Below are 20,334 nucleotides of genomic sequence, written 5' to 3'. Positions count from 1 at the left end.
AATTGGTTAATAGCTTGTTTATTAAATATACGATTATGTTTAACTTATCGATCAACTAATAAACGTGATGGATGTGCTTAGATTGATGAAATGAGTACCCTTATCTCAGTGTAATAAATGAAAACTATAAACTAAAATCGATTACTTCACCTTTCATCATGGCTGACAGCATCGCCGATAGTCGCTGTATTTTTATATTAGATAATTGTCTGTAATCAAAATAAGGGCAAACAACCACACCTTGTTGTACATCTACCGCAAACTCCTCATCTAACCACAATAATTTAGTGGCTAACTTTCCTTCGTTAATTAATTGCTTCGCATAAGTTCTGCCACAAATGATATGCACGGTTTTAACCTCATCCGTATGTGAGCGCTGCAGACTTGAAAGATCTAAATTTGAGAGCTCCCTATTTGAAAACGCTACTCTGGGTGGACTAAAAATTAAGGCAGTGCCACTATTCGCTTGTAATAAATACTGATCCCGATATTGCTGCCAAGTTGGCGCTAAAGTAGAAAAATTAAAATCATTTTTATTCAACGCATACAATAACTTCGCAAAAACATTAAACACCTTACGCCAACCATTGCCACAAGCTTGACCAATGGCATAGATATCACCATGTTGAATCGCTTTTAATTGTGTTAATGACTGGTACTCCTCCATGGCTGGTTGATTAGCAATATACACAGCAAATGTGAATTGGCTATCGCCTAATCCGACTATTTCAGCATTAACACTTTTCGTCAAAATTCTATGTCCTTAATATAAAAAGTAAACCTCGTACGGTCACTTTATTTTGCTTAAAATAACAGCTAAATATGTACATCATAAAGAATAAACACTATTATTTAACTAACCCTATAGAGGTAAAAACAACTTATCCATTTGTCCCTATAAGACTTTATTAGTATCAAACAAAGAGCGTATAAAAATGTATATAATTATTTATTTAAATTCAATGTCTTATATGGAAAACTACAACAATGTATCTTAATTTTAAAGGACGCATAGTGTCTGCAGCTATCGTGCTATTGACAATCTCAATGGCAACACTGGCTTATATTTCATATAAACAACAGTCTTCTCTGACCATCAATAACGTTGATAGATATTCGATGCTTCGCGTTTCAAATAACAGCGATAAGATTCACGAATTTGTAGATAAAATAACAAGAAGCATTAGCACAACTGCCGACTTATTTTCTCAAAGTGCTGATGAGCAAAACATCATTACCAACTTAAAACTGATGAAACGAACCACTGAAGCATCGGCCATTATTGTAGGGTACGAAAACGGCATAGCTTATAACAGCAACAAAGGTAAATACGCATCAAGTTATGATCCTCGTTCACGTGGCTGGTATAAACAAGCTAAAAATAAACGCTCAACTATTATTACTGATATTTATACAGGCAGTAGTACCGGTAAGCTAATGATCAGTATTTCAGCTCCTTTCTACCGTGATAATCAAATTGCAGGCGTATTACTAGCAGACGTTGAGTTAGACGGACTTCAAACCATGGTTAATGACACCGTGTTTGACAGTGGAACCGCCAGCCTATATGAAGGTTCAGGATTAACATTAGCCTCAACCAATAATAAAGATATTGCAGGTAAAACTCGCTTATCTGATACACCTGAATTATCTAAACTTAAAAGTGATATTTATAGTAAAGATCAAGGTAGCATCTCTTACACTTTAGCTGGAGTGCATAAAGTCGCTTATTTTGAAACTATCAAACTAAACGACTCTACCAACTGGCACCTGTTAGTATCATTAGATGAATCAGTTATTTACAGTAAAGTTCAAAAATCATTAATGACTGTTTTAATAACGACTGTTGCTTTGATTGCTATTTGTTCATTTATTATCTTCTTATTACTGAGCTACACCTATAGACCTGTTCTTGCGCTTAAGAAAACCGTACAAGAATTAGCAAATGGTAATGGCGACTTAACACATCGTCTTCCTGTCACTAGTCGTGATGATTTAGGACAAATATCAGAAAACATTAATACGTTTATCGCACACTTACAGAACATGATGTTAGATATTACAGCAGCATCTAGCCGTATTGGTTCAAGTATTACTGGGCTACAAGGTTTAACTGAAGAGAATAAAGAAACCTTAAATCATCATAAATCTGAAACAGAACAAGCGGTCACTGCTTTAGAAGAAATGAGTGCAACCTCTCATGATGTAGCAAGAAACACTACCGAAGCTGTTGAATTTACAGGTAGAACCACTACGCAAGCAGAGCAATCAAAAGAAGTTGTTAGAGGCGCGACTGAAACAGTTGGCCAATTAGTCACCAGTGTCGATAATGTGTCACAAAACATTAATGAAATGGGATTACAAATATCTGAAATTGCTAAAGTACTGAGTGTTATTGGCTCAATAGCCGATCAGACGAATCTACTCGCTCTGAACGCTGCTATTGAAGCAGCAAGAGCCGGTGAACATGGTAGAGGTTTTGCCGTGGTAGCAGATGAAGTGAGAGCGCTGGCTTTTAGAACACAAGAAAGCACTACTGAAATCCAAAATACCATTAACAGACTAACAGCCAGTGGCGCTAACGTAGCCAGTACAATGGAAGGCACCAAAGCAAGTTGTGAAGAAGCTTCTTCTCAAATTAACTTAGTGGTAACCGACCTAGATAACATTAGTTTATCAGTAGAAGAAATTAATGGTATCAATGTACAAATCGCGACGGCTGCAGAAGAGCAAAGCGCCGTGGCAGAAGAAATAAACAGAAACATGGCTAAAATCAGTGAAATGGTTGAATTGATTGCCACCAGCGGTGAAGATGTAAACCATGAAGCAATAAGCCTTGCTAATGCAAACGCTCAGTTAGCAGATGTAGTAAAGCAGTTTAAACTTAAGTAGTTAAACCATTAAGTAAATAAGCAGCGGACTAAGTAAATAGCTGATAAAAAGCTAATGCTAGTCGCTTTCTAACAGGAACTTAATGAAACGCCTTAACTAAAAACTGCAATAAAAAACAGCGTCATATAAACGTTAATTAATGATGTAATCAATGTTTATATGGCACTCCTTCTTCGGTTCTAGTTATGCGAATCTAGGTTTGATTTCGATTAAAATATCTTAAAGCATTAAAATAAAAATTATAAATAATGTATAACTTGATTTGAGCTTCCTCGCCAAGCCAATGAAGGGTCTGCAAGATTTTTTTCAAACTTACCATCGATCAACACATCCACCAGATCAATAATCTGCTTTTGTTTAACATTCAAATCAGCCAACAAATATCCAGTCCACATCCAAATATCCTTACCTTCACACTCACGTTTAACTCGCTTAAGTAGCGTTAAAATCTGATCTACATTCGCAGGATGTAAAGGGTCACCACCAGACAAGGTTAAACCCTGCTTTTTAATTCGCTGATCATTAAGATCTTGGATGATTTGATCTGATAATTCTTTGGTAAATAAGTCCCCAGCACTCGGCGACCAAGTGGATTGATTGTAGCAGCCTTTGCAGTTATGAATACAACCAGAAACGAATAAGGTACAGCGAGTACCTTCTCCGTTGAGGACATCAATTGGGTAATATTTTGAATAGTTCATAATTTTTCTTCGTCTTTTTTTGATTATGTCTCGTCTGCGCTCGTCGAAGCATTAAGTTAAATTCTATCTTTGGGTTCCGCCCTGTCGGCGTGTTACTTTCTTTTGCGTGCCCAAAAGAAAGTAACCAAAGAAAAAGGCACCCTATTCGTTTTTAATCTGAATGAATAACAGCCTTCTTAACGCACCGCTCATACGCGGCGTCCATGCCGCGAAGTTCGCTAGCAACGGCTTCCTGCCTTAGCTTGCTAAAGGCAGTCATTCATCCAGAAAAACTCAACGGGGGAATTATCTCAGCCACATTGAGCGTCGTTATTTTTAGTAAAAATATATTATTATAAAGTATATATTTTTTGACGATTAGAAAAGGCTCTTTCTCCACCTTCCAAAATCGCGCAACAATCCTTCTGAATTGTGCCTCTATCAATAGAACCTCTATTAACAATCGATGTTTGGTCATTTGTACTTCTAAGTGGAATAATCAATTCAGCATCGCCCAAAACTGCAATATTTGCGTTATGCGTAACAATAATCACCTGTCTTGTTTCTTTGATTTTTTTCAGATTGGTAACAATTGTTTTATAAATAAATTCACTATCAAGATGATCCTCTGGCTGATCTATTAAAAGTGGAATATTATTTTTAGATTGTATTAATATTGCTAACAGTATGGACTGTTGCTGCCCTAATGATAATTTAGAGATCGACTTAGAAATGTTTTTTATTTGCCTGTTAATTTCTACAACTTTTGTCACTAATATATTAGGTCGATCTTCGTAGGCAAGCGCTTCAAAATCTTCATAAGCATAGTTATCACGAACACTCTCAATGATTCGATCTATGTCTTCATCAGAAAAAATACGATTATTATCTTCATCCAACAATCCCTCGAAAGCTGTTTTTCTACCGCGTTTAACTTCTGAAGCAAAGGTTATTGGAGATAAATTTGATGCAATTACTTCGGATTTTTTAACTTGAGATGTTCTCCAGCCCATCACCTGCTTTATTAGGCCTTCAAAGCTTGGCGAATAAGTTCCTTCTGTATATTTAGCTGAAACAAAAAGACCATCAACAGAATTTTTTAAATTATCGTTTATTTGAAGACTAAAAGCATAGCGTGACTTATAAATATGCTTCTTCAATTCCAACCGTTTTTTAAGAAGATCGCTTCTAGATTTTTGAGTTTCTCTTAATTTATCCTGATCTTTTAGGAGCTTTCTTAGACGTTTCTCATAGTATTCGAGATCGTTAGCTATTTGATTTATTTTCCCAATGTCAAATGGGATTCCTGCTTTATCTAACTCTTCTTTTTTCTCATCAATCTGCTGTTGTATTTCTGATTCTTTGGACTTCCATGAATCCAACTGTATTTTAAGAAGAGCGATTTTATCCTCTAAAGCAACATTCAATTCGTCAGACTTATCTGAAACAATTTTAGCAAACTCATTAATAAGTTTTTTAACTTCAGTAAATTGATCCTTCCCCACAATTATTTCTTCATCAGAGAAGTTGCTAAAATAATCAAAAAAAACTGTATCTTTTAGAACTTTTCGGTAGTTCTTAACAAGCTCTTTCAATTGCTTAATAAGATCAGACCTTAACCCCTTTTCCTTAACTAAGGCTACTTGATGCTTAACAAGCTCACCTACTTTATCTTTTTCTAATCTTGATTTCTTTTCTTTAAGCGCTTGTAGCTGCCTTTCAGTGTCTTTTATAGCCAAAACCTCAATCCGCAGTTTTCCCAATTCACTTTGATTATTTAACAGTAAATCGCAGACATTATTGTCTTCATTTTTTAAATGTTCTAGCTCCAAAAAACCATCTAAAAAAGCTAATAGCGCTTTTGGGTCATCATCGCTATTTTTTACTGTATCGGCAGTCTCACTTTGCCCATAGCACTCAATAGGAACTCTTTGAAGACCATCCTGTCCGTCCGTATGATTAAATGTGTTATCATTCTTTGAGCGTCGAAATTCTAATTCCTTCCCCGTTTCATCTTCGTAAAACAAACTGATCTCATCTGGCCATACGTCACTATCAATAACCGCCTTAGATGATTCATTACCTGACGCTACGCGTATAATTTCCATTAATGTTGACTTACCAGTCCCCCTACCACCGATTATGCAACTAAGGTTATCACTGAAGTCTACTTTTTGGTCGTGTAGGAGTCCGCCTTTTATGTGCACACCAACAAATTTAGCTACTTTTTCAGGAATTACATCTTCCAGACGCACTCGAGATTCATATGAGTTCAAGGAAATACGAAGAGCATTAAAACTAAGTTCATCAACCTTAAAGCGTGTTAGCTTTTTATTACCTTCTGCATTAGTGCCAAGTTTATTAATAGAGTGTGAATCGGAGGACATAACTTTAGGCAAAATGACTTCGCCATGAAGTTCAAGTTTTGCTCGTCGTTTTTTGACTAAAGACAATCGATGATTATCGGCATCATTATCTGTATAAAGATCAAAACTTTCCTTTTTACTTATTTCAAGACCAAGTAATGCAGAATGACAAAACAAATCATCCATCTGAGCATTAAATCTTCCTACTGTCTTTTCAAATCCTGAATCTAATTCGATATGTGCTAGCACCCCAAAGCCATCATACTGTTCTGCTAAATTTAGACATTCAACAATCCCCTGTGAGCAACGCTCTTTATCATCAGAAATATTTAGCTTTCCGTAAAATGACCTTAGATTTTGAAATGAATTAAAATACACAAGAAGATGCCCTTGTGTAGTACTAACCTCTATCCCGGGGACTACAAGTATGTCTTTATCTTGAGCAAAATCAATTGCAACCTTACTGTTTAGAATCTCGTTATGGTCGGTAATACTAATTATTTTCAAATTAGAACTTAACGCTGTATCGACTATGTTTTGAGGGGTCATTTGTTCATCTTTAACATCAAATGAACCAGAGTCGACTCCGTAAGAATGTATATGGAGATCAGCTCTAACAAATTTCGCCCCTTTGTTGAAATAGTTAATCACAAGTAGCTCCTAAATGAATACCAAAAATAATACACGTTATTTAAATTACAAACTGTTACATATTACTCAACGCGGCTACGACAATTTCCCCGTTGAGTTTTTCTGAATTAATGAATGCCTTCAAGCAAGATAAGGCATGGATGCCGTTGCTAGTTCAGCTCGCCACAGGGATGTGGCGTCTGAACGGTGCGTTAAGAAGGTAGTCATTAATTCAGATTAAAAAACGAATTGGGGCGATTTTCTTTTGCTTCTGTTTTCTTTGCTCGTGCAAAGAATCTTACTTTTTCAGACTGCGAAACTACGTTTCGGTTCTTCAATCGAGACTGCCTTAAGGGCGAAAATCAAAGAAAGAAATAACTTACAGCTTCGATGAGCGCAGATGAATCATTTTAAATTAAGATACTTTATAAACAATTTCTTTACAAAATAAATATAATTAAAATCAATCTAATATAAAAACAAAAAACTACAAATGCTTAACCCTGCGCTTCACTTCCTCTTGTTTCCCTTCATTAAACGGCCGAGCATCAGGACTCCCCAAATACCCACAAACCCTACGAGTTACCGCTACCTTTTCAGGATCAGAATTACCACAACTCGGGCACACAAATCCCTTACTGGTACAATCAAACTCGCCTGTAAAATGACACTCATAACATTCATCAATCGGTGTATTCGTACCGTAATAAGGAACGCGCGTGTAACTGTAATCCCAAACATCTTCCAATGCTTTCAAGTTATGCTGCATGTTGGGATATTCGCCGTAACAGATGAAACCACCGCTGGCGATCGGTGGATAAGCCATTTCAAAATCTAACTTATCGTAAGGGTTGACTGCCTTCTCTACGTCTAAATGAAAAGAGTTGGTGTAATAACCTTTGTCTGTCACCCCGTCTAATACACCAAATTGTTTGGCATCTAAACGGCAGAAGCGATCGCATAAGTTTTCTGATGGCGTTGAATACAGACTAAAAGCATAACCTGATTGTTGTGACCATTGCTCAGTTGCTTGTTTTAAACGCGTAATGATTTGTAATGCTTTTTGTTGTTTTATTTTACTGTCAAAAATGTGTGAATCGGTGCCGTATAATGCATTGATGGTTTCATGTAATCCGATATAGCCTAATGAAATGGAAGCTCGACCGTTTTTAAAGATTTCAGCAACGCAATCATCAGCTTTTAAACGAACGCCACAAGCACCTTCCATATATAAAATAGGTGCAACACTGGCTTTAACTTCACTTAGTCTTTCAATTCGCGTGTCTAATGCTTTTTTAGCTAATGTTAAACGAGCCTCTAACAAAGTATAAAAGCGTAATTCACTTCCCTCTGCCTCTAAAGCAATGCGCGGTAGGTTGATACTCACTACACCAAGGTTATTACGACCATCATGGATTAACTCGTCTTCTGCATTATGGCTGTTTTGTTCGTTGTCTGTTTTATTGTTACTTGCTTTATCACTGTCTGTTGTGTTGTTAGTTTTTTCGACATAGCGATCTAAGAAACTACGGCAACCCATTGGCGTTTTAAAAGAACCAGTCACTTCCACTACTTTGTCGTAATTTAAAATATCTGGGTACATGCGTTTCGATGCGCATTCTAAGGCAAGTTGTTTAATATCGTAGTTTTGATCATCTTCTTTATGGTTTAAACCATCTTTAATCGCAAACACCAGTTTAGGGAAAATAGCAGTTTTACGATTTTTTCCTAACCCCGCAATACGATTTTTTAAAATAGATTGCTGAATTAAACGCGACTGCCAATCAGCCCCCAAACCAAAACCAAAAGTGACAAAAGGGGTTTGTCCGTTAGCCGTATGTAGTGTGTTAACTTCATACTCTAATGATTGAAAAGCGTTATAACATTCGATTTCTGTTTGCTCTGTTGCATAGGCATGCGCGTCAGTAATGTTCCACTGTTGTGCTGTTTTTAAATGTTTTTCAAAACTTTTAGTCACATAAGGAGCTAATATTGTATCTATGCCATTAATAGTGGTGCCACCATAAATATGGCTAGCCACTTGAGCAATGATTTGTGCCGTTACTGCCGTTGCTGTTGAGATTGATTTTGGCTGCTCAATTTCAGCATTCCCCATTTTAAACCCTTGGGTAAACATACCTTTAATATCAATTAACATGCAGTTGAACATCGGGAAAAACGGCGCGTAATCTAAATCATGATAATGAATTTCTCCTCGTTCATGCGCTTTCACTACATCACGAGATAAAATATAAGATTTAGCATAATGTTTAGCGACAATACCTGCTAATAGGTCACGCTGTGTTGGGATCACTTTGCCGTCTTTATTAGCGTTTTCATTTAACAGTAATGCGTTACTTTGTTGGATTAAGCCTTCAATTTCGTTGTTTAAATGACTCTTACGTTCTCGCACAATATCTCTATCGTGACGATACTCTATATAAATACGTGCTAGTTCAATATGGCCATGTGTCATTAAACAAGTTTCTACTGCATCTTGAATATGGTGAATATCAACTTGTTCTTGCCCTTTTAGGCCTTCTTCAATTTCTGCTGCAATCCCAAAGGCATCAACGTCTTTACAGCGAGCGGCACCAGAGGCTTTCAAAATGGCCTCACTAATACGCAGAGCATTAAAAGGTACTTGGCTACCATCTCGCTTTATCACAACAGGTTTCATACATCACTCCAGAAAGAACAAAAACACAATATATAGTAAGGTAGAACTATACTAGACACTACATATAGATCATTGATGTGAATCAATTTTAAAAAAATCATTTAATTAATGAACTGAAATAGATAAAATTAAGCAAGGCGACATTGAATAAAAAATATTAATAAAAAAATGATGGCGACTTGGTTATCCATTTACGAGTGTCATTTTTAGTTAAATAAAACGCGTGATGAGTTAATTATTAGATGTGATTTTTCATTGACCTTGCATTCAAATGGTCAATGCATAAATAGCTAAAAAATGATCTAATTTTTCCACTGAACTTGTGCACTTTTGTTGTTACAATACCGATCCTTTTCCAGCTTAAATCACCTACTTTAGTAGTGGAATTATTATTTATGAGCGATTATTTTTTACTCTTTTTTGGCACAGTGTTAGTCAATAACTTTGTGTTAGTGAAGTTCTTAGGCTTATGTCCGTTTATGGGCGTTTCAAATAAAATTGAAACGGCTGTTGGGATGTCACTGGCGACGACGTTTGTATTAACGTTAACAGCTGCGCTTTCGTATATCGTTAATACGTATTTATTGGTGCCATTAGGTTTACAGTACCTACAAACCTTAAGCTTCATTTTAGTCATCGCTGTGGTGGTGCAATTTACTGAAATGGTAATGCACAAAACGAGCCCTACTCTGTATCGTTTATTAGGTATTTTTTTACCACTGATCACAACCAACTGTGCCATTCTTGGTTTAGCGCTATTAAATCTGACAGAACAGCATAATTTTACACAATCAGTTATCTATGGCTTTGGTGCGGGTGTTGGTTTCTCTTTAGTATTGGTTTTATTCTCTTCGATTCGTGAACGTTTAAGTGCGGCTGACGTTCCAGTTCCTTTTAAAGGCGCTTCTATCGCGATGATCACAGCAGGGTTAATGTCGTTAGCATTCATGGGTTTCACTGGGTTAATTAAATGATCATTAGTATTATTATTGCGATATTAACTCTCGGGGTTTTAGGGCTTATTTTTGGCTCTTTATTAGGTTACTCATCGATTAAATTTAAAGTTAAAGAAGATCCAATCGTTGAAGAATTAGATGCAATGTTGCCACAAACTCAATGTGGGCAATGTGGTTACCCTGGTTGTAAACCTTATGCAAAAGCGATTGCTGATGGTGATGACATCAATAAGTGTCCTCCCGGTGGCGAAGCGGTTATGTTACAGCTTGCTGAACGTATGGGTATTGAACCTAAAAAATTAGATGGTGAAGAGAAACCAAAACTAATTGCTTTTATCCGTGAAGACGAATGTATTGGCTGTACTAAGTGTATCCAAGCTTGCCCTGTTGACGCAATTTTAGGCGCAACAAGACAAATGCATACGGTGATCACCGATGAATGTACCGGTTGTGAATTATGTGTAGCACCTTGTCCAACTGACTGTATTGATATGTTACCGATTCAAATTACCACTCAAAACTGGCAGTGGAACTTACAAACAATCCCAACAAAAACTATCTCAACTGACCGTAATGACGAGCCGTAACATGACACAGCCTAGTAATTTATTAAGTGACGAAAAATTAGAACAAATTGCAGCGGGGAAAATGTGGGACTTTCATGGCGGCGTCCACCCGGTACAAAACAAACAGCAAAGTAATCAAACGGCGATAACTGACGCGGGTATTCCTGATGAGTTAATTATTGCTGTTGAACAAAAAGGTCACACTCCTCAGTTATTAGTAGAAGTCGGTGATAGCGTTTTAAAAGGCCAACCTTTAACGAAAGTGTATGGTGCGTTAGTAGTACAACACGCAAGTAGTTCTGGAACGGTTAAAGCAATTGAACCACGAACAGATTGCCACCCTTCGGGTTTACCTGTGTTATCAGTTGTTATTGATACCGACGGCCTAGATAGACCTTTTCCTTCGCAGGGTTTTGAGGATTACCGCAAAGAAATACCAGCGACCTTGATAGAGGCTGTACAACAAGCTGGTGTTGTTGGGTTGGGTGGAGCAGGTTTTGCTACTCACTTAAAATTAGCACATAGCGAAAACCGCTTACTGATCGTCAACGCAATTGAATGTGAACCTTACATCACCTCTGATGACCGTTTAGTGCAAGAACATGCCGATGAAATCATCGAGGGCATGAAAATAATGCATCATATTTTAAAGCCTAAACTTATGTCTTTTGCCATTGAAGATAATAAACCAGAAGCAATTGAAGCATTTAAAAAGTCATGGCAGGCATTGCCAGAAGCGGAAAGAGAAAATATCGTTTTAAGTATTGTCCCGACGCGTTATCCGTCAGGTAGTGCGAAACAACTTATCGAAGTATTAACCGGTGAACAAACACCAATCGGTAAGCATTCGTCAGAGCTTGGCATTGTCATGCTTAATGTGGGAACCGTATTTGCTGTAAAAGAAGCAGTTATTAACGGTAAGTCTCTTGTTTCCCGTATTGTTACCATCACTGGCGATGCTTTTGCACGTAAAGGTAATGCCAGTGTTCGCATTGGTACCCCGATACAATATTTGTTAGATAAGTATTGGTTAAATGCTCTTCACCATCAAAAGTTAGTTATTGGTGGTCCAATGATGGGATTCACCATAACCGACACCTCTGCGCCTGTCAGTAAAATCTGCAACTGTATTTTGGCACCTACAGAGAAAGAACTGCCTGCTCCAGAAGAAGAGATGAATTGTATTCGCTGTAGTGAATGTGCTGAGGCTTGTCCGGTGGAATTATTACCACAACAACTGCTTTGGTATTCTCAAAGCGAGGACCATAAAAAATTAGAAGAATACGATCTATCAGCCTGCATTGAATGCGGTGCTTGCGCTTATGTTTGTCCAAGCCATATTCCGTTAGTTGAATATTATCGCGTTTCTAAAGCACAAATAAGAACGGCCAAAGAAGAGGCAGATAAAGCAGCGATTGCACGCAAACGCCATGAAGACAGAGAGTTACGTTTAGAGACTGAAAAACAACAACGTCTGTTAAAACATAAACTTGCCGCAGAAAAACGTAAGCAGCAAATGAAAAGTGATAATGGTGGTGAAGATCTTGTTGCAGCTGCACTTGCGCGAGCAAAAGCGAAGAAACAAAGCACAGAAGCAGAAGCTAAACCAACAGCTCAAAATAGCCAAGTAGCTGCCGCAATAGCACGAGCGAAAGCTAAAAAACTAGCCAATGCTTCCATTGAAAGTACGCCAGTTGAAACGAATGATGCTGAACAAGCACCAGATGTTGATCCTAAAAAAGCAGCAGTTGCAGCCGCAATAGCCCGTGCTAAAGCTAAAAAACTAGCAAATGCTTCCGCTGAAAATACGTCAGTTGAAACGAGTGATATTGAACAAGCACCAGATGTTGATCCTAAAAAAGCAGCAGTTGCAGCCGCAATAGCACGAGCGAAAGCCAAAAAACTAGCAAAAGCATCAGCTGAGAATACGTCAGTTGAAACGAGTGATATTGAACAAGCACCAGATGTTGACCCTAAAAAAGCAGCAGTTGCAGCCGCAATAGCACGAGCGAAAGCCAAAAAACTAGCAAAAGCATCTGCTGAAAATACGTCACTTGAAACAAATGACGTTCAACAAGGATCAGAAATTGATCCTAAGAAAGCAGCGATTTCAGCTGCAGTAGCCCGTGCTAAAGCTAAAAAACGAGCAAAAGCATCTGCTGAGAATACGTCAGTTGAAACGAATGACGTTGAACAAGCACCAGATGTTGATCCTAAAAAAGCATCGATTGCAGCTGCAATAGCACGCGCTAAAGCTAAAAAACTAGCAGCGCAAGCCATCGAGAAAGAACAAAGAGAGACAACTGAAGTATTAACAGAGCCGGATAATACTGAAGTGATTAAACAACGTAAGTTACGCAAAGAACAAGCTCGTTTACACAAACAACAATTAGCAGAACAAGCTAATAATGGCTCGATTGAGAATAGTGACATAGAGACGAACCAACAAGATAGTCATCAGACAGAGAACGGTACTAAAAAAAATAATCCAGCCAATACTGTCGAAGCAACAGAGAAAGCATCGCATGATAATGTGGCTGTTGATGATAAAAAAGCAAAAATAGCGGCAGTTATTGCCAAAGCAAAAGCCAAAAAACTGGCGCAGAAGGATCAATAAACCATGGCATTTTTTAGTTCAACATCGCCACACCAACAAATAAAACGCCGTACTCCAGAAATAATGAAAATGGTTATTTTTGCATTACTGCCTGGTATCCTTGTTCATAGTTATTTATTCGGTTTAGCAATTTATGTGCAGATAGCACTCGCCGTTATTACTGCATTATTAGCGGAAGCGGCTTTCTTAGCGCTACGTAAACGTTCTATATTAAAAAGTATTAAAGATTATACAGCAGTAGTCACTGCAGTTTTATTGGCCATATCAATTCCCTCTCTTGCGCCATGGTGGGTGATCGTTATTGGTACTATTTTTTCTATTATTATTGTTAAGCACCTTTACGGCGGATTAGGTCAAAATATTTTTAACCCTGCGATGGCGGGATACGTCTTATTATTAATCTCTTTTCCTGTGCAGATGACAGCTTGGTTGCCAGTGCAATCTATGCAGGCATTTCCAGTCACTTTTAATGACATCTTAAGTTTGATTTTTACGGGTTTTAGCATTGATGGTTATAGCGTAACGCAAATAAAAACATCTATTGATGGCTATACTTTAGCAACACCATTGGAAACTATTCGAAATGCACTCCATTCCGGTGAAACTATTTCAGAAACACTTAAAACAACTCTATTTAGTTCGGACTCTTTACAAGGAAGTCAATGGGTTAACTTAGCTTTCTTAGCTGGCGGTCTTTTATTATTAAAAAAACAAATCATCTTGTGGTATATCCCTATTAGTTTTTTAGTGGGTATGATTGTGTTCTCATTTATTCCTTTTGCTAGTGACCCTGATCTTTATTCATCACCGCTATACCACCTATTTTCTGGTGCCACTATGCTCGGAGCTTTCTTTATTTTAACTGACCCAGTAACGGCAAGCACCACAGTCAAAGGCCGTATTGTCTATGGATTATTATGTGCGTTATTAGTTGTGGTGATACGCAACGTCGGTGGTTACCCTGATGCCGTAGCCTTTGCTGTATTACTAGCCAATATGTGTGTACCGTTAATTGATTATTACAGTAAACCTAAGGTTTATGGGAGAAGACGTAAATGATGATGTTACCTGCGATCAGCCGAAATGCGTTGTTATTAGCTATTTTTGCCATTGTTTGTACAGGTGCAATTGCATTAATTAGTGTGTTAACGCGACCTATTATTTTAGAACAAGAGCAAATTGCATTACAAAACAATATAAATGAACTGATTAAACCAGATCGTTACGATAATAAAATAATCGAAACGTGTTTTACTGTTGTGGATAGTGAATTATTAGGCGATGAAATACCAAAACAAATTTTTATTGCAACTAAGTATAACAAACCAGTCGCAGCTTTAATTCAAACCAGTACCTTTAAAGGTTACTCAGGAGAAATAAAGCTACTTGTTGGCATTTATACCGATGGCACAGTGGCAGGTGTTCGTATTAATAGCCATACTGAAACGCCTGGATTAGGTGATAAAATACAAACCAATAAATCCGATTGGATACTATCTTTTGATGGGCAAGAATACCAAGATTCAGCTGATGATAATTGGGAAGTTAAAAAAGATGGTGGAAGCTTTGATGCGTTCACTGGTGCAACGATCACACCACGAGCAGTGGTTCATGCAGTGAGAGATACGCTTATCTACTTTGAACAAAATAAAACACAATTATTTAACACACCTGCAAATTGCGGAGATAAATAATGACCCAAGAAACTGTACATAACACAACAAAAGATATGGACATGAACGATGAAATTGCAGCTGAAGAAGTTGTAATCGAATCTATTAATGATCCCGCTGTTTATAAAGAGTTAAGTCTACAAGGCTTATGGAAAAACAATCCAGGCATAGTTCAATTATTAGGATTATGTCCTTTGTTAGCGGTAACCAATACGCTAACTAATGCATTAGGCCTAGGACTAGCTACGCTATTTGTTGTTATTTCTTCAAATGTTCTTATTTCGTTAATTCGACACCATGTCCCTAAAGCGATTCGTATCCCTGTTTTTGTAATGATCATTGCTTCGTTAGTAAGTTGTATCCAATTATTAATGAATGCTTATACCTACCAACTTTATTTATCACTGGGAATTTTTATCCCATTGATTGTAACTAACTGTATGATCATTGGCCGTGCGGAAGCATTTGCCTCTAAAAACAATGTTAAGCACTCTGCTTTTGATGGGTTAATGATGGGTTTAGGTTTCACCGCAGTATTGATATTACTGGGTGCAACCCGTGAAATATTAGCGCAAGGCACCTTGTTTGATGGAATAGAAACTCTATTAGGTGATTGGTCTAGTTTTATGACGGTGACACTTTACAACACTGACACAAGCTTTTTACTCGCTGCATTACCACCAGGCGCTTTCATCATTATGGGGCTTATTATTGCTCTAAAAAACACCATCGATAATAAGATAATAAACAAATGAATACATTAAAACGTAGAGAAATTTTAACTCGATTGAGAGATAACAACCCTCATCCTGAAACTGAGTTAAACTTTAGTTCTCCTTTTGAATTATTAGTTGCTGTAACACTCTCTGCACAAGCAACAGATGTCAGCGTTAATAAAGCGACCGATAAATTATTTCCTGTCGCCAATACACCAGAAGCTATTTATGCATTAGGCGTTGATGGCCTTAAGAGTTATATAAAAACCATTGGTTTATATAATAGTAAAGCTGAAAACGTTAATAAAGCCTGCAAAATGTTAATCGACTTACATAATAGTGAAGTGCCTGAAAACAGAGAAGCGTTGGTTGCTTTACCAGGAGTTGGCAGAAAAACAGCAAATGTGGTCTTAAATACTGCTTTTGGTTGGCCAACTATTGCTGTTGATACGCATATATTTCGTGTTGCTAATCGAACTAAGTTAGCAATGGGCAAGAATGTTGATGATGTAGAGCAAAAGCTTTTAAAAGTGGTCCCTGCGGAGTTTAAGGTTGATGTGCACCATTGGTTGATTCTACATGGACGCTATACTTGTATTGCTCGAAAGCCTCGCTGCGGCTCATGCTTAATAGAAGATCTTTGTGAGTTTAAAGATAAAACAGAACATTAATGTTCATGCTCTAAGTATAACGTATCATCTACAAATAAAAGCGTAAAAAAAACCGAGTTAATTAACTCGGTTTTTTATTAACTATAAAAGTAGACTATGTTTATTCAGTTTCAACAGCATCAGTACTTGGTGTTGTACCACGGAATTGCACTGTAATACCGTCAATAAAGCGACGCAGTAATTGGTCACCACACGGCTTAAAGTTACGGTGATCTGACTTTCTAAATAAAGCAGATAGCTCGCCCTTAGAAACAGGAAAGTTAGCTAGTTTTAATGCATTAAGCATATCTTCATCTTTAAAGTTTAAAGCAATACGTAATTTACGAAGAATATCATTGTTAGACAATACTGCTTTAGCAGGCAATACCGCAGGAACAGCACCTTCTTTACGTCCACGCTTTTCATAAATTAAACCGTCAAGAAATAACGAAAGTACGCTATCACGACAGAATATATAACCTTCAGCTTCTTCTTTAGCCATAATGCTATGCAAGAAATCTTCGTTCATTTCATTATCAACAGAAGCAAAAATAGCCAGCATCTTCGTATCGTTTAATTGCAGTGCATAACGTACACGTCGTAAAACATCATTAGTAATCATATATTCTCAATTTTTTGAGTGAAAATAAGCACTGAGTAATACAGCACTTAACATAAAACGCTTACGCGTTACCTTGTACTTTTAACTGTTGCTCTGCTGCAAAGTCTAACATTCTATCTAAAGAAACTAATGCACCTTTAGCAACATTAGGATCCACATCAATCTCATGCCCAGAAGCATCAACCAATGCGTTGTATATTGATTTTAAGCCATTCATAGCCATCCAAGGACAATGAGCACAACTACGACAAGTTGCGCCGTTTCCTGCAGTAGGAGCCGCCATCATTTCTTTATCTGGACAAGCTTGTTGCATTTTGTAAAAAATACCCGTGTCAGTAGCAACAATCAGCTTTTTATTTGGTAATGTTTGCGCAGCCTTAATTAATTGACTCGTAGAACCAACCGCATCGGCTAATTGTACAACACTCTCTGGAGATTCAGGATGCACTAAAACAGCAGCGTCTGGATGAACGGCTTTCATATCACGTAAAGCACTTGCTTTAAATTCATCGTGAACAATACAGTCGCCCTGCCACATGATCATATCAGCTTTAGTTTTACGTTCAATATAGCTACCTAAATGACGATCTGGTCCCCAAATTATTTTCTTACCTTCACTATCAAGATGCTCTACTATTTCTAATGCAATACTTGAAGTAACAACCCAATCTGCACGCGCCTTAACGGCTGCAGAGGTGTTTGCATAGACAACCACAACTCTATCAGGGTGTTGCTCACAAAAATCTGAGAACTCATCAACAGGGCAACCAACATCAAGTGAACAAGTCGCTTCAAGTTCAGGCATTAAAACGGTTTTATGTGGGGTTAAAATTTTTGCGGTTTCGCCCATAAAACGAACACCAGCAATAATAAGTGTTTTAGCTTCATGATCTCGACCAAAACGAGCCATCTCTAACGAGTCAGCAACATAGCCTCCGGTTTCTTCAGCTAAAGCTTGGATTTCAGGATCAGTATAGTAATGAGCAACAAGTACCGCATCTTTTTCGATAAGCAGATTTTTTATTTTAGCTTTATAATCGATTTGTTCCTGAACGGATAATTGGACGGGTTTACCTGGAAAAGGGTAAGCGGATCCAACAAGCGGAGATAACTGACTCATTCTTAACTCTTAGATATAGAAAAATGGGTGCAAATTATAGCAATTTGAATAACAAATTGTAATGAAATATTTTAAAGGATTTAAAACAAAGGATATATACAAGAAGTGGTGGGCCGTGAAGGATTTGAACCTTCGACAAATGGATTAAAAGTCCACTGCTCTACCAACTGAGCTAACGGCCCATATCGTAAAGATATGATTTGGTTTTAATTTCTAATTCACTTTTAAACTAAAAGTGCATCAATAGCTCTACCAACTGAGCTAACGGACCATATCATTAAGATATGATTATAATTTATTACTACACTTTTAAAGGAAAAGTGGTGGGCCGTGAAGGATTTGAACCTTCGACAAATGGATTAAAAGTCCACTGCTCTACCAACTGAGCTAACGGCCCATATATAAATCATATGGTTTGGTTTTAATTTCTAATTCACTTTTAAATTAAAAGTGCATCAATAGCTCTACCAACTGAACTAACTATCCATATATAAACTATATGGTTTGGTTTTAATTTCTAATTCACTTCTAAATTAAAAGAGTCTTAGCAGCTCTACCAACTGAGCTAACTATCCATATATAAACTATATAGTTTGGTTTTAATTTCTAATTCACTTTTAAATTAAAAGTGCATCAATAGCTCTACCAACTGAGCTAACTATCCATATATAAACTATATGGTTTGGTTTTAATTTCTAATTTACTTTTAAATTAAAAGTGCATCAATAGCTCTACCAACTGAGCTAACTATCCATATATAAACTATATGGTTTGGTTTTAATTTCTAATTTACTTTTAAATTAAAAGTGCATCAATAGCTCTACCAACTGAGCTAATTCATATAACACTTTAAAAAAGTGGTGGGCCGTGAAGGATTTGAACCTTCGACAAATGGATTAAAAGTCCACTGCTCTACCAACTGAGCTAACGGCCCATATATAAATCATATGGTTTGGTTTTAAACTCTACCAACTGAGCTAATTCATATAACACTTTAAAAAAGTGGTGGGCCGTGAAGGATTTGAACCTTCGACAAATGGATTAAAAGTCCACTGCTCTACCAACTGAGCTAACGGCCCATATATAAACTATATGGTTTGGTTTTAATTTCTAATTCAACTTTTAAATTAAAAGTGCATTAGTAGCTCTACCAACTGAACTAGACACCGATATACAAGATATACGGTTTGGTTTTTATTTAAGATCTATTTTAAAATTAAATAGATAAATAGCTCTACCAACTGAGCTTTTCATTAAAAGTTACAACATGAGCTAAGTCACATGTCCCTCTCAACTGCGGCGTATAATATAGAATTTTTTTAATAGCGCAACAAAAAATTGCGACTTTTAATTCATCTGCCGAGAAATTAAACAATATATAATTCTCACACTATAAAATGGAATTATATGAATAAAATTAAAGCGCTTTAAGACGTTTATCCGCTAAGCTCGCAGCAGAAGAACTTGGGTATTCAGTAATCGTTTTTTGATAATATGATTTAGCAGAGTCAATTGCCCCTGAGTATTCATCAATAATACCAATTTTAAGCAAAGCATCAGCGCGTTTATTCGATTCAGGATATTGCTCTGTCACGACTAAAAAAGCAGTTTTAGCTTCTTTACGCTTTTTCTCTTTATATAAAAGCTGCCCTAACCAATATTGTGCATTAGGTACATAGCTTGATTTAGGATGATCAATAACAAAGGCTTCAAAAGCAGTAATAGCTTGTTGATATTGTTTGTCATTAAGTACTAAATTTACAGCTGATTGGTATGCGCTTTTATCAGTTCCATCACCAGAAGATAAGTTAGAGTCTGGTACAGAATTAGATTGATTGGTTGAAGAGCCTTGCTGACGTTCATCTAACATTTGATAGAGATTACGTTGGCGGTCTTCTATTTGTTCTAATTGATTATTAAATACTTCAATCGAACCTTTGATTTGATTAACTTCTTGTCCAAGCTGATCAATTTGAGTTTGAAAACGAATTTGCATTTTATTGCGAATTGTCATCACACGGGTCAATTCATCCATGCGTTTGAGTAACTCAGCATTACTTGCTGTGCTAACAGTTGCATCAGAAATAGGTGCTGCAGCATAGATGGACGAAGAGAAAAAAGCGGCCACAAGAATGGCCGCTGTAGTATTACGTTTATTCATATGAA

General features: G+C 37.0%; 15 protein-coding genes and 4 tRNA genes. 8 read left to right on the top strand and 11 right to left on the bottom strand.

What is annotated here, in order from left to right:
• Nucleotides 1-124 precede the first annotated feature (124 nt).
• On the bottom strand, nt 125-751 hold the full coding sequence (locus GQR59_RS03210) for a DUF6942 family protein (RefSeq protein WP_201288008.1): 627 nt from the start codon (nt 749-751) through the stop codon (nt 125-127).
• A 263-nt stretch (nt 752-1,014) separates the two neighbouring features.
• Here GQR59_RS03210 and GQR59_RS03205 point away from each other — a divergent pair, with 263 nt between their 5' ends.
• On the top strand, nt 1,015-2,892 hold the full coding sequence (locus GQR59_RS03205; RefSeq protein WP_160060681.1) for a methyl-accepting chemotaxis protein: 1,878 nt from the start codon (nt 1,015-1,017) through the stop codon (nt 2,890-2,892).
• Nucleotides 2,893-3,131: 239 nt separating this feature from the next.
• On the opposite strand, the gene nrdG is transcribed toward GQR59_RS03205, so the two are convergent.
• The 3 genes from nrdG to nrdD all read right to left on the bottom strand — a co-directional run bounded on the left by nrdG (nt 3,132) and on the right by nrdD (nt 9,248).
• A complete protein-coding gene (nrdG, locus tag GQR59_RS03200) occupies nt 3,132-3,593 on the bottom strand; it encodes an anaerobic ribonucleoside-triphosphate reductase-activating protein (RefSeq protein ID WP_160060680.1) in 462 nt (153 codons plus the stop codon).
• Between the two features lie 332 nt (nt 3,594-3,925).
• Nucleotides 3,926-6,589, bottom strand: coding sequence for a TrlF family AAA-like ATPase (locus GQR59_RS03195; RefSeq protein WP_201288007.1), 2,664 nt, complete (start codon nt 6,587-6,589; stop codon nt 3,926-3,928).
• A 466-nt stretch (nt 6,590-7,055) separates the two neighbouring features.
• Nucleotides 7,056-9,248, bottom strand: coding sequence for an anaerobic ribonucleoside-triphosphate reductase (nrdD, locus tag GQR59_RS03190; protein ID WP_160060679.1), 2,193 nt, complete (start codon nt 9,246-9,248; stop codon nt 7,056-7,058).
• A gap of 395 nt (nt 9,249-9,643) precedes the next feature.
• Between nrdD and rsxA the strand changes: the two genes are divergently transcribed.
• Genes rsxA through nth form a run of 7 tightly spaced genes read left to right on the top strand, consistent with a single transcriptional unit; the run spans nt 9,644 to nt 16,447 of the window.
• Nucleotides 9,644-10,222, top strand: coding sequence for an electron transport complex subunit RsxA (gene rsxA, locus GQR59_RS03185; RefSeq protein WP_025566162.1), 579 nt, complete (start codon nt 9,644-9,646; stop codon nt 10,220-10,222).
• Nucleotides 10,219-10,791 (top strand): electron transport complex subunit RsxB, encoded by a 573-nt coding sequence (rsxB, locus tag GQR59_RS03180; RefSeq protein ID WP_025566163.1) that lies wholly within the window; start codon nt 10,219-10,221, stop codon nt 10,789-10,791. Before rsxA ends, rsxB begins: the two co-directional genes overlap by 4 nt.
• Nucleotide 10,792: 1 nt before the next feature.
• Nucleotides 10,793-13,387: an electron transport complex subunit RsxC gene (rsxC, locus tag GQR59_RS03175; RefSeq protein ID WP_160060678.1), complete on the top strand. Its 2,595-nt coding sequence runs from the start codon at nt 10,793-10,795 to the stop codon at nt 13,385-13,387.
• Between the two features lie 3 nt (nt 13,388-13,390).
• A complete protein-coding gene (gene rsxD / locus GQR59_RS03170) occupies nt 13,391-14,446 on the top strand; it encodes an electron transport complex subunit RsxD (RefSeq protein WP_160060677.1) in 1,056 nt (351 codons plus the stop codon).
• Entirely contained in the window at nt 14,443-15,081 is a 639-nt protein-coding gene (rsxG, locus tag GQR59_RS03165) for an electron transport complex subunit RsxG (RefSeq protein ID WP_236546633.1), read from the top strand. Before rsxD ends, rsxG begins: the two co-directional genes overlap by 4 nt.
• A 41-nt stretch (nt 15,082-15,122) precedes the next feature.
• Nucleotides 15,123-15,815: an electron transport complex subunit E gene (locus tag GQR59_RS03160; protein WP_160062352.1), complete on the top strand. Its 693-nt coding sequence runs from the start codon at nt 15,123-15,125 to the stop codon at nt 15,813-15,815.
• A complete protein-coding gene (gene nth, locus GQR59_RS03155) occupies nt 15,812-16,447 on the top strand; it encodes an endonuclease III (protein WP_160060676.1) in 636 nt (211 codons plus the stop codon). Before GQR59_RS03160 ends, nth begins: the two co-directional genes overlap by 4 nt.
• Before the next feature lie 100 nt (nt 16,448-16,547).
• Here the strand turns inward: nth and GQR59_RS03150 are convergent, their stop codons facing one another.
• From GQR59_RS03150 to ybgF, 7 genes are all read right to left on the bottom strand, one after another.
• Entirely contained in the window at nt 16,548-17,048 is a 501-nt protein-coding gene (locus GQR59_RS03150; RefSeq protein ID WP_160060675.1) for a DUF1456 family protein, read from the bottom strand.
• Nucleotides 17,049-17,109: 61 nt separating this feature from the next.
• A complete protein-coding gene (gene nadA / locus GQR59_RS03145; RefSeq protein ID WP_160060674.1) occupies nt 17,110-18,168 on the bottom strand; it encodes a quinolinate synthase NadA in 1,059 nt (352 codons plus the stop codon).
• Between the two features lie 106 nt (nt 18,169-18,274).
• Nucleotides 18,275-18,350 (bottom strand) — tRNA-Lys (locus GQR59_RS03140).
• A gap of 139 nt (nt 18,351-18,489) precedes the next feature.
• Nucleotides 18,490-18,565: transfer RNA gene (locus GQR59_RS03135), tRNA-Lys, on the bottom strand.
• Nucleotides 18,566-19,026: 461 nt separating this feature from the next.
• Nucleotides 19,027-19,102: transfer RNA gene (locus tag GQR59_RS03130), tRNA-Lys, on the bottom strand.
• Between the two features lie 69 nt (nt 19,103-19,171).
• A tRNA-Lys gene (locus GQR59_RS03125) sits at nt 19,172-19,247 on the bottom strand.
• A gap of 338 nt (nt 19,248-19,585) precedes the next feature.
• A complete protein-coding gene (ybgF, locus tag GQR59_RS03120) occupies nt 19,586-20,329 on the bottom strand; it encodes a tol-pal system protein YbgF (RefSeq protein ID WP_160060673.1) in 744 nt (247 codons plus the stop codon).
• Between the last annotated feature and the right edge of the window lie 5 nt (nt 20,330-20,334).

Origin of the sequence: Psychromonas sp. L1A2 (assembly GCF_009828855.1) — a bacterium.
In the GTDB taxonomy this organism is placed as follows: domain Bacteria; phylum Pseudomonadota; class Gammaproteobacteria; order Enterobacterales; family Psychromonadaceae; genus Psychromonas.
Note: the sequence above shows the minus strand (reverse complement) of the source record. Positions and strands in the feature narration are given on the sequence as shown.